The organism is Allorhizocola rhizosphaerae (assembly GCF_003426775.1).
GTDB classification, from domain to species: domain Bacteria; phylum Actinomycetota; class Actinomycetes; order Mycobacteriales; family Micromonosporaceae; genus Allorhizocola; species Allorhizocola rhizosphaerae.
Map to the genome: position 1 here is coordinate 1 of NZ_QJUG01000307.1, position 7,985 is coordinate 7,985.

The following is a 7,985-nucleotide window of genomic DNA, read 5'->3' on the forward strand; positions in this document are numbered from 1 at the left end:
CCGTGCTCTTGCGCGGGTGGGGCCGGGCGCGAAGCGATCCGGGCCGACCCGCTGCGGACCCGCGCTCAACTCTGTTCAGGCGAAGCCGTGCTCTTGCGCGGGTGGGGCCGGGCGCGAAGCGATCCGGGCCGACCCGCTGCGGAAGGCTCAGCCTGCCAGGAGCGCCACAGCGCGGCGTAGGAACCGTTGGCGGCCACCAGTTCGTGGTGTGAGCCGAGCTCGGCGATGCGGCCGTCCTCGATGACCGCGACCCGGTCGGCGTCGTGCGCGGAGAATAGCCGGTGCGCGATCGCGATCACCGTCCGGCCGTGCAGCACCGCGGCCAGCGAGCGCTCCAGATGGCGGGCGGAGCGGGGGTCGATCAGCGAGGTGGCCTCGTCGAGCACGAGCGTGTGCGGGTCGGCGAGCACGAGGCGAGCCAGCGCGATCTGCTGCGCCTGCGGTGGCGAGATCTCGTGCTTGCCGCTGCCCACGACGGTGTCGAGGCCATGCGGCAGGTCGTCGACCCACTCCAGCGCATCCACGGCAGCCAGCGCGGCGCGCAGTTGCTCCTGCGTCGCCTGGGGTTTGGCGAGCGCGAGGTTGTCCCGCAGGGTACCAAGAAAAATATGATGCTCCTGGGTCACCAGCGCGACATGACCGCGCAGCTCTTCCAGCGGAAGCTCCACAAGCGACGCGCCGCCGACCGTCACGCTGCCGGTGCGCGGGGCGTCGATGCCCGCCAGCAGGCGGCCGAGGGTCGACTTGCCGGCGCCCGAGGGGCCGACCATGGCCAGGCGCTCGCCCGGCTCGATCGCCAACTCTATGCCGTGCAGCACATCCCGGCCGTCCACATAGGAGTATCGGACGTCCGTCGAGACGATACGCTCGTCCACGGGCGTGATCCCGGTGGGCGTCCGATCATCGGAAACCATGGACACTCCGAGCAGGCGGGCCAGCGAAGCGCCGCCGACCTGCAGCTCGTCCATCCAGCTGAGCAGGCGGTCGACCGGCTCGATCAGCTGCTGCACCAGGAACACCGCCGACACGGCCTCGTCCAGCCCGACCCAGCCCTCAAGGTAGAACCACCCTCCAAACACGAGTGTCGACGCGACCGGCAGCTGGAACCCGATGTCGGCGATCGGCCAGAAGATGGTGCGCAGCCGCAGCGTCGCCCGCTCGGCCAGGTAGTTCTCGCGCAGGTCATGCTGCGTGCGCTTGGTGCGCCGCTCGTATCCGGCCAGCGCCTCGGTGGTCCGCGCGCCCTCCACCGTCTCCGTCAGCCCGTCGATCAGCTCGGACGACGTGGCGTTTTCGCGCAGATATGCGGGCGTGGCACGGCGCAGATACCACCTCGCGGCGATGGTCAGGATCGGCACGCCGACCAGGCACGGCAGCGCGAGCAGCGGCGACAGCCAGACCAGCGCGCCGCCCGTGAGCAGGATGGTCACGACGGCGATCAGCGTCTCGGGCACGCCGCGCCGCACGCTGTGTGAGATGGCCGCGACATCGCGGCTGGTCCGCGTGACCAGATCGCCCGTGCCCGCACGCTCCACAGTGGACAGTGGGATGGCCAGCACCCGGTCAACGAATTCCTCGCGCAGCTCGGCGAGCACCTTCTCGCCAAAGCGCGCGGAGGCGAACGCGGCGAAGCGAATCAGCACGGTCTGCGCGAGCACAAACGCGACCAGCCCGAGCGCGAGCATGTCCACCGTGGCGAGGGTGCCACCGGCCACGGTCTGCACGATCCGGCCCAGCAGCACGGGCGCGCCGAGCCCGGCGAGCGCGGCCAGCCCATGCAGACCGACCACTTTGGACAACTCGCGGCCGTGTTGCCTAATCGTGGTCAGCGCATAGGACCGGACCGCCGGCTTGTCGGCGATGGGAAGTGCCACGCGGCTCACGAATCCTCCTCACGTGTCACCACTCGGCGGTAGCGCGGTTCGTCGGCCAGCAGCGCGCGATGCGTGCCCTCGGCCAGCACCTTGCCATCCTCCACATAAACCACGCGGTCGGCGTGGTCGAGCACCAGCGGGCTGGAGGTCGTGACAACGGTCGTCAGCCCGCGCCGGAATGGCTTGAGCCGCTTGGCGATCCGTGCCTCCGTGTGCGCGTCGACCGCGCTGGTCGGCTCGACCAGAATCAGCGTCGGCGCCTCGGTCATCAACGCCCGCACCAGGCGCAGCCGCTGCTGCTGCCCGCCGGAAAACTCGCGCCCGCGCTCGGCGACGAAGGAATCAAGCCCGTCTGGCAGCGCGTCGACAATCTCCTGTGCGCTCGCGGCACGCAGCGCATCGTCAATCCCAGGCTTGCCAAGCGGATTGAGCTCCTCGCGCAGCACCCCCGTGAACAGCCGCGCATTGTTGTCGGCAAGAAGAATCCTCTCCCTGACATGGGATCTGGTCGCTTGGCTCAAGGCCACCCCACCCAGTGTCACTTCGCTTTCTTGGTACCGGCTGAGCCGCTCAGCGATCTCGATGGAGTCTTCCGGCCGCTCCGAAACAATCGCCGTCAACAGTCCGGATTGGATAGTCAATCCGGACTCCGGGTCGTGCAGCGGCCCGCGCTCCGGCAGCCGCACCGGATCGGCTGGATCGGTGATCTCGGCCTGCTCGCGCAACAGCCGCAGCACCCGCCCGGCCGCGACATGCCCGCGGGTAAACTTGTCCATCGCCTCGCCGAACGTGCGCAGCGGCACAATCATGAACGCCGCGTAGCCGTAAAACGAGATAAGCTCCCCGGGCGTGATCTCGCCGCGCAGCGCGTAACGCGCACCCAACCAGGTGACAAGCGCCATGAACAGGCCCGGCACGAGCACCTCGGCCGCCTCCAGCAGCGAGTCGATCCGCGCGGCGCTCACGCCGGTGGCGCGCAGCCGCTGCGACTCCCGCCGGTACCGTTGGGAAAACACGGACTCGCCACCGATCCCGCGCAGCACCCGCAACCCGGCCACGATGTCCACCGCCTGGCCGGTCAACGCCCCCTGCTGGTCGCGATAGGCCATCTGCCGGTGGTGCAGCGGGCGCACGAGCAGGCTCGTCACTGCGAGCGCCACCGGCACACCGAGCACGACCACCAACCCGAGCGTGAGTGAAGCGTTGAGCATGATGACTGAAATCACGATCACCGTGACGACCGCGCCCGCGAACCGGGCCGAGATGTCGATCCCGTTGCCGATGTGGCTCATGTCGGCCGCCCCGATCGCCACCACCTCACCGGTGGCCAGGCGCTTGGGCAGGGTCGCACCGAGCCGGTTGGTGTGCGCGACCGCGGCCTGCACCGTGCGGTAGGAGGCGGACAGGAAGTTGTAGACCGCGTTGCGGTGACGCAGAATCCCGGCGGTCACCTGCACGCCCGCCAGCAACAGAAAAGCCCCGGCCCACCAGGCCAGGGCACCCATGTCACCATGCGTGAAACCCGCGTCGATCGCTTTGCCGAGCGTCGCGGGGATCAGCGCGCCGGTGACCATCCACACCACACCGAACGTCATGCCGTAGGCGATGTTGCGCCACTGCAATCGGGCCAGCCACAAAAGATATCTGGTGGCTGACCGGGTGTCGGGAGTGCCGTGATCGGCGTTAGGCAGTGACCGCATAGCCGCCTGAACCTACGCCTACCGGCGCTTTGGCCGCCACCGAATTTCAAAGGAGCCGCTGAAGTCTTGGCATACGCACGCGCCAATGCCAGCAGCCAAGCACGATCGGATGAGTCAGTAGGTCCGCGGAGACAATCACAGATGCCTCTGCAGCGCCGATACCGAACTCTAACGCCGGCACCGCTACCGATCCGCATTGAAGGAACACGTCCTTTCAGAGGTCACCTCCGCAATTGACAGCCGCGCGGCGAACGCGGATGCCATCGCCAGCGGCCCAAGCACGACGATCTCAAGCCGACCGCCCTCCGGCGGCCGCTCAAGGTCGACAAAGCGCGGCTGCGGGTCGAAGCTGGTGACAACCGCCCCCGGCCCGTCCGTGAATGGCCGCCCGGAGTGCAGCGGAACGGCATCCATCCGCCCCTCGTGGAACGCCGGCTCTTCATGACGCCATGGCAGCTCCGCGCGTAAAGCCCACACCGGAAACGGAACTGAACCGGTCAGCACGGCGAAGCGTCGTCTACATCTGCACCGGCGCGACGGGCAAGTGCTGCAAGACTTTCCACACTTCCGAAAAGGCCGGCGTCGGTTGACAGCTTACCGAATCCACGATGACCTCGCCGCGGGTGCCTTCCGTGCCGACCACCATCGTTGCGGCATTGGACGAAAGGTTGACCGCGAACACCGCCTTTTCACCGTCGTAGCCGGTAATCAAAAGTTCGGTGATGTTCATCTTGAAACAGACCGCGACCGACGATCTCGCCTGCGCTTACACCAGCACTCCGCCAGCCGAACTCATCGGCCGGCTCCGTGCTCATCTGACCTACGTCGCCCAGTTGATGGACACGCGCATGACTCTCGCCCGCCGGCGGGAGCTCATCACCATAGGCGGTTGGCTATCGCTGCTTGCCGCCACCGTTCACATCGATCTACATCAACGCTCGGCCGCACATGCCCGTCTTGCCACCGCCGCAACACTGGCGGAGCACGCCGAACACCAGGAGATCCGGGCGTGGTGCCTGGAAACCCAAGCCTGGGAGGCAGTGACCAACGGCGACTACCGGCGCGCTGTCGACGTGTCCCAGCAGGCCCAGACCATCGCGCCGGCTGGAAGCTCTGCGCGAATTCAGGCGACCGCACAGGAGGGCGGGCATGGGCCCCGATTGGTCAGCGCACCCAGACCCGTGCCGTGCTGGACCGGGTGGCCCGGCTGATCTCCTCGCTGCCCGTCCCCGACCGGCCCGAGCACCACTACCGCTATGACCCAAGCAAGGCCAACACATACACGGCCACAACGCTGGCGTGGGCCGGCGACCCGGCGGCCGAGGAGTATGCACGAGAGGTGATCGTCCAACTTGAAGGCGAGGCTAAGGCCGGAAGGGCCAGGCCACGGCGAATCGCCTCCGCGCAGCTTGACCTCGGCCTTGCCCTGCTGACCAGCCAGCGGCCCGACGAGGCAGCCGCCGTGGCCACTACCGCCATCACCTCTGGTCGCGTGGTTCCGTCCAACTGGTGGCGCGCGACCGAGATCGTGTCGGGTGTGGAGCGGACCGGCATCCGGGAGGCCAACGACCTGCGTCAGGCATACGAAGCGTGCCGGCCGGGATAGGGCTCTCCGCCAAAACCCATCATCGGACACATGAGTCTGACACCCGAGAGCGTCACCCGGTCTACCGAGATCATTTGCGTTGAAGCGGTACCCGAAGGTGCGGGATTTCGATATCCAAGCCCGCGCAATCTTGGTACTCCAGGCTGTGTGAAAGCGGTATTACCCAGTTCATGGACACCTCCCGCCCGCGCCATGTCATCCAATTGCCAAATGCAGAAACAGATAAGATCAGTGCTTGTTGCGCAGCCCGGCTGAAGCCCAGGAGGAGTGTTGCCACGGATCGCCGTTACGGGACATATGAATCTGACGCCGGAAAGCGTGTCCCTGGTCTACCAGGCGATCAAGAGTCTGTTGGCACCCCACGTCGGCGGTGAGCTGGTGGGCATCAGCTGCATCGCCCGCGGCGCTGACTCGATTTTCGCCGAGGCGGTGCTCGATGCCGGCGGTCGGCTTGAGGTTGTCATGCCGACCGCGGATTATCGCGAGACCAAGGTGAAGCCCGATCAGGCGGCACAGTTCGATGCCCTGATGCGCCGGGCATCGAAGGTTCACACCTTGCCATTCGAAGAGGCGGGCCGTGACGCCTATGAAGCCGCCAATGAGGTCCTGCTGGCCTCCTGCGACGAGCTTTTCGCGGTCTGGGATGGACAGTCCGGTGTGGACCGCGGCAGCACGGGTGCGGTGGTCGAACAGGCCCGCCTGCGAGGTTTGCCGATACATGTCATCTGGCCCGAGGGAGCAGCGCGAGCCACCTCGTAGACATCTGCCCATTCGGGTCACCGGTCGACGGGGGTGAAGTCCCAGGCGTGGGCGGAGCGGGCGACGAGGTCGGCCGGGGGTTGTGGGGCATCGGGCGGCTGGCCGTGCCAGCGGGAGATGACGACGATGCGGTGGTCGGTGGAGGAGAAGACCTCGGTGGAGATGTGCTGATAATGCTGTTCCATCGTGGGCACCGCTATGTCGCACACCCATTGGAGCAGCTCGCTGAAGGTCGGCGGGTATCCCCGCACCTCCCACATCCGCACGATCACCCCACGCAAGCTACACGCCGACGAGCGTGAGCGGCATGGCCGAATCGGCCGGGAAGTCAAGCGCCGACGGGCTTGCGCCGGCCGCCACCAGGTGGGCCCCCAGCGCGGCCACCATCGCACCGTTGTCGGTGCACAGTTTGGGCCGCGGGATGCGCACGGCGATCCCGTGCGCGGCCGCCCGCTCGGTGGCCATGGCGCGCAGCCGCGAGTTGGCCGCCACACCCCCGCCGATCACCAGGATGTCGACGCCTTCGGTGCGGCACGCGTCGATGGCCTTGGTCACCAGCACATCGCACACCGCCTCCTGGAACGACGCGGCCACGTCGTTGACCGGGACGGGTTGCCCGTCGCGCTCGCGGGCCTCGACCCACCGCGCGACGGCGGTCTTGAGCCCCGAGAACGAGAAGTCGAACCGGTGCCGCTCCATGTCGCGCGCCGCGGTGAGCCCGCGTGGGAAGCTGACGGTCACCGTGCCTTCGCGTGCCGCACGGTCGATCGGCGGCCCGCCCGGGAAGGGCATCCCGAGCAGGCGCGCCACCTTGTCGAACGCTTCTCCGGCCGCGTCGTCGATGGTGCCGCCGAGCGGCCGCACGCCTGTGGCCAGATCCTCGACCCGCAGCAGTGACGAGTGCCCACCGGAGACGAGCAGCGCGATCGCGGGGCCGGGCAACGGCCCGTGCTCAAGCGTGTCGACGGCCACGTGGGCGGCGAGGTGGTTGACCCCATAGACGGGCTTCTCCGCAGCCAGCGCGAGCCCCTTGGCCCCCGCCACGCCGACGAGAAGCGCCCCCGCCAGACCGGGCCCGGCCGTGACCGCGATGGCGTCGATGTCGCCTATGGTCAACCCGGCCTCGCCCAAGGCGCGGTCGATGGTGGGGACCAACGCCTCCAGGTGTGCCCGGCTCGCGACCTCAGGCACCACCCCGCCGAACCTGGCGTGTTCGTCCACACTGGACGCCAGGGCGTCGGCGAGCAGGGTGTGCCCGCGCACGATGCCGACACCCGTCTCGTCGCAACTCGTCTCGATGCCCAGCACCAGGGGCTCGTCCCGCAACCCGGCCAATTCACAACTCCATCTGCATCACGAGCGCGTCGGTGTTGCTCGGCTGATAGTAGCCCCGGCGCACCCCGATCACCTCGAAACCATATGTGGCGTAAAGCTTTTGGGCGGGCGCATTTTCGGCCGCTACCTCCAGCAGCACCTGCCGCACCTGGTGCCGCCGGGCCTCGTCGAGCAGCCGCTCCAGCAGGGCACGCCCGACACCCCGCCGCTGCGATTCGCGCCGCACCGCGATGTTGTTGATCCACGCCTCGCCCTTGCCCACGGCCAGGCCCGCATAGCCCAGGATCGCGCCGTTGTCGTCGGTCGCCACCAGATAGTGGTGCCCGTTGGCGAGCTCGTTCCAGAACATCGGCGCCGTCCACGCCTCCGCGCCGAACACTTCCTTTTCGATCGGCAACAGATCCTCGATCTGCCACCAGCGCAACCGCTCGATCTTCATCGATGCACTGGCTTTCTCGTCGTGGGCTCTACGGCATCGGGGCGGCGAAGGTAGAGCGGGATGAGCCGTTCGGACTCGGCCCGGGCGAGCACCCGCTCGGCGACCAGCGCGACCAAGTGCTCCATGGGCGGATACAGCGGCTCGAACGCGGCAAGGGGGGCGGGCCCGGAGGGCTGGGGGGCGGGAGGAACCAGGCCGAGCACGTCGGCGTATTTCGCGGCGCCCTCGCCCACCCCGGACAGCACGCCACGCTCGGCGAGCAACGACGTGAT

8 protein-coding genes and 2 pseudogenes are annotated in these 7,985 nt (G+C 68.0%); 2 read left to right on the plus strand and 8 right to left on the minus strand.

Going from position 1 to position 7,985, the window contains the following annotated elements:
• Nucleotides 1-65: 65 nt before the first annotated feature.
• From DM816_RS38060 to DM816_RS38075, 4 genes are all read right to left on the minus strand, one after another.
• Nucleotides 66-1,883 (minus strand): ABC transporter ATP-binding protein, encoded by a 1,818-nt coding sequence (locus DM816_RS38060; protein ID WP_117215350.1) that lies wholly within the window; start codon nt 1,881-1,883, stop codon nt 66-68.
• Nucleotides 1,880-3,574 (minus strand): ABC transporter ATP-binding protein, encoded by a 1,695-nt coding sequence (locus tag DM816_RS38065; RefSeq protein ID WP_117215351.1) that lies wholly within the window; start codon nt 3,572-3,574, stop codon nt 1,880-1,882. Before DM816_RS38065 ends, DM816_RS38060 begins: the two co-directional genes overlap by 4 nt.
• Before the next feature lie 183 nt (nt 3,575-3,757).
• A complete protein-coding gene (locus DM816_RS38070) occupies nt 3,758-4,078 on the minus strand; it encodes a hypothetical protein (RefSeq protein ID WP_162908258.1) in 321 nt (106 codons plus the stop codon).
• Nucleotides 4,079-4,091: 13 nt separating this feature from the next.
• A complete protein-coding gene (locus tag DM816_RS38075; protein ID WP_117215353.1) occupies nt 4,092-4,304 on the minus strand; it encodes a hypothetical protein in 213 nt (70 codons plus the stop codon).
• Nucleotides 4,305-4,311: 7 nt separating this feature from the next.
• On the opposite strand from DM816_RS38075, the pseudogene DM816_RS44975 reads away from it, so the two are divergent.
• A pseudogene (locus DM816_RS44975) lies at nt 4,312-5,180 on the plus strand (NsdA family TPR-like regulatory protein); the annotation flags it as partial.
• A gap of 318 nt (nt 5,181-5,498) precedes the next feature.
• Nucleotides 5,499-5,939: a hypothetical protein gene (locus tag DM816_RS38090; protein WP_246002593.1), complete on the plus strand. Its 441-nt coding sequence runs from the start codon at nt 5,499-5,501 to the stop codon at nt 5,937-5,939.
• Nucleotides 5,940-5,956: 17 nt separating this feature from the next.
• Here DM816_RS38090 and DM816_RS38095 read toward each other — a convergent pair whose 3' ends face one another.
• From DM816_RS38095 to DM816_RS44025, 4 genes and pseudogenes are all read right to left on the minus strand, one after another.
• The gene (locus DM816_RS38095; protein WP_117215358.1) at nt 5,957-6,211 is read right to left on the minus strand and encodes a hypothetical protein; all 255 of its coding nucleotides are present in this window, start codon (nt 6,209-6,211) and stop codon (nt 5,957-5,959) included.
• Nucleotides 6,212-6,221: 10 nt separating this feature from the next.
• Nucleotides 6,222-7,265 (minus strand): tRNA (adenosine(37)-N6)-threonylcarbamoyltransferase complex transferase subunit TsaD, encoded by a 1,044-nt coding sequence (gene tsaD / locus DM816_RS38100; protein WP_117215359.1) that lies wholly within the window; start codon nt 7,263-7,265, stop codon nt 6,222-6,224.
• Between the two features lie 10 nt (nt 7,266-7,275).
• Nucleotides 7,276-7,713: a ribosomal protein S18-alanine N-acetyltransferase gene (gene rimI, locus DM816_RS38105; protein WP_117215357.1), complete on the minus strand. Its 438-nt coding sequence runs from the start codon at nt 7,711-7,713 to the stop codon at nt 7,276-7,278.
• A pseudogene (locus DM816_RS44025) lies at nt 7,710-7,985 on the minus strand (hypothetical protein); the annotation flags it as partial. The pseudogene DM816_RS44025 and the gene rimI, both read right to left, overlap by 4 nt.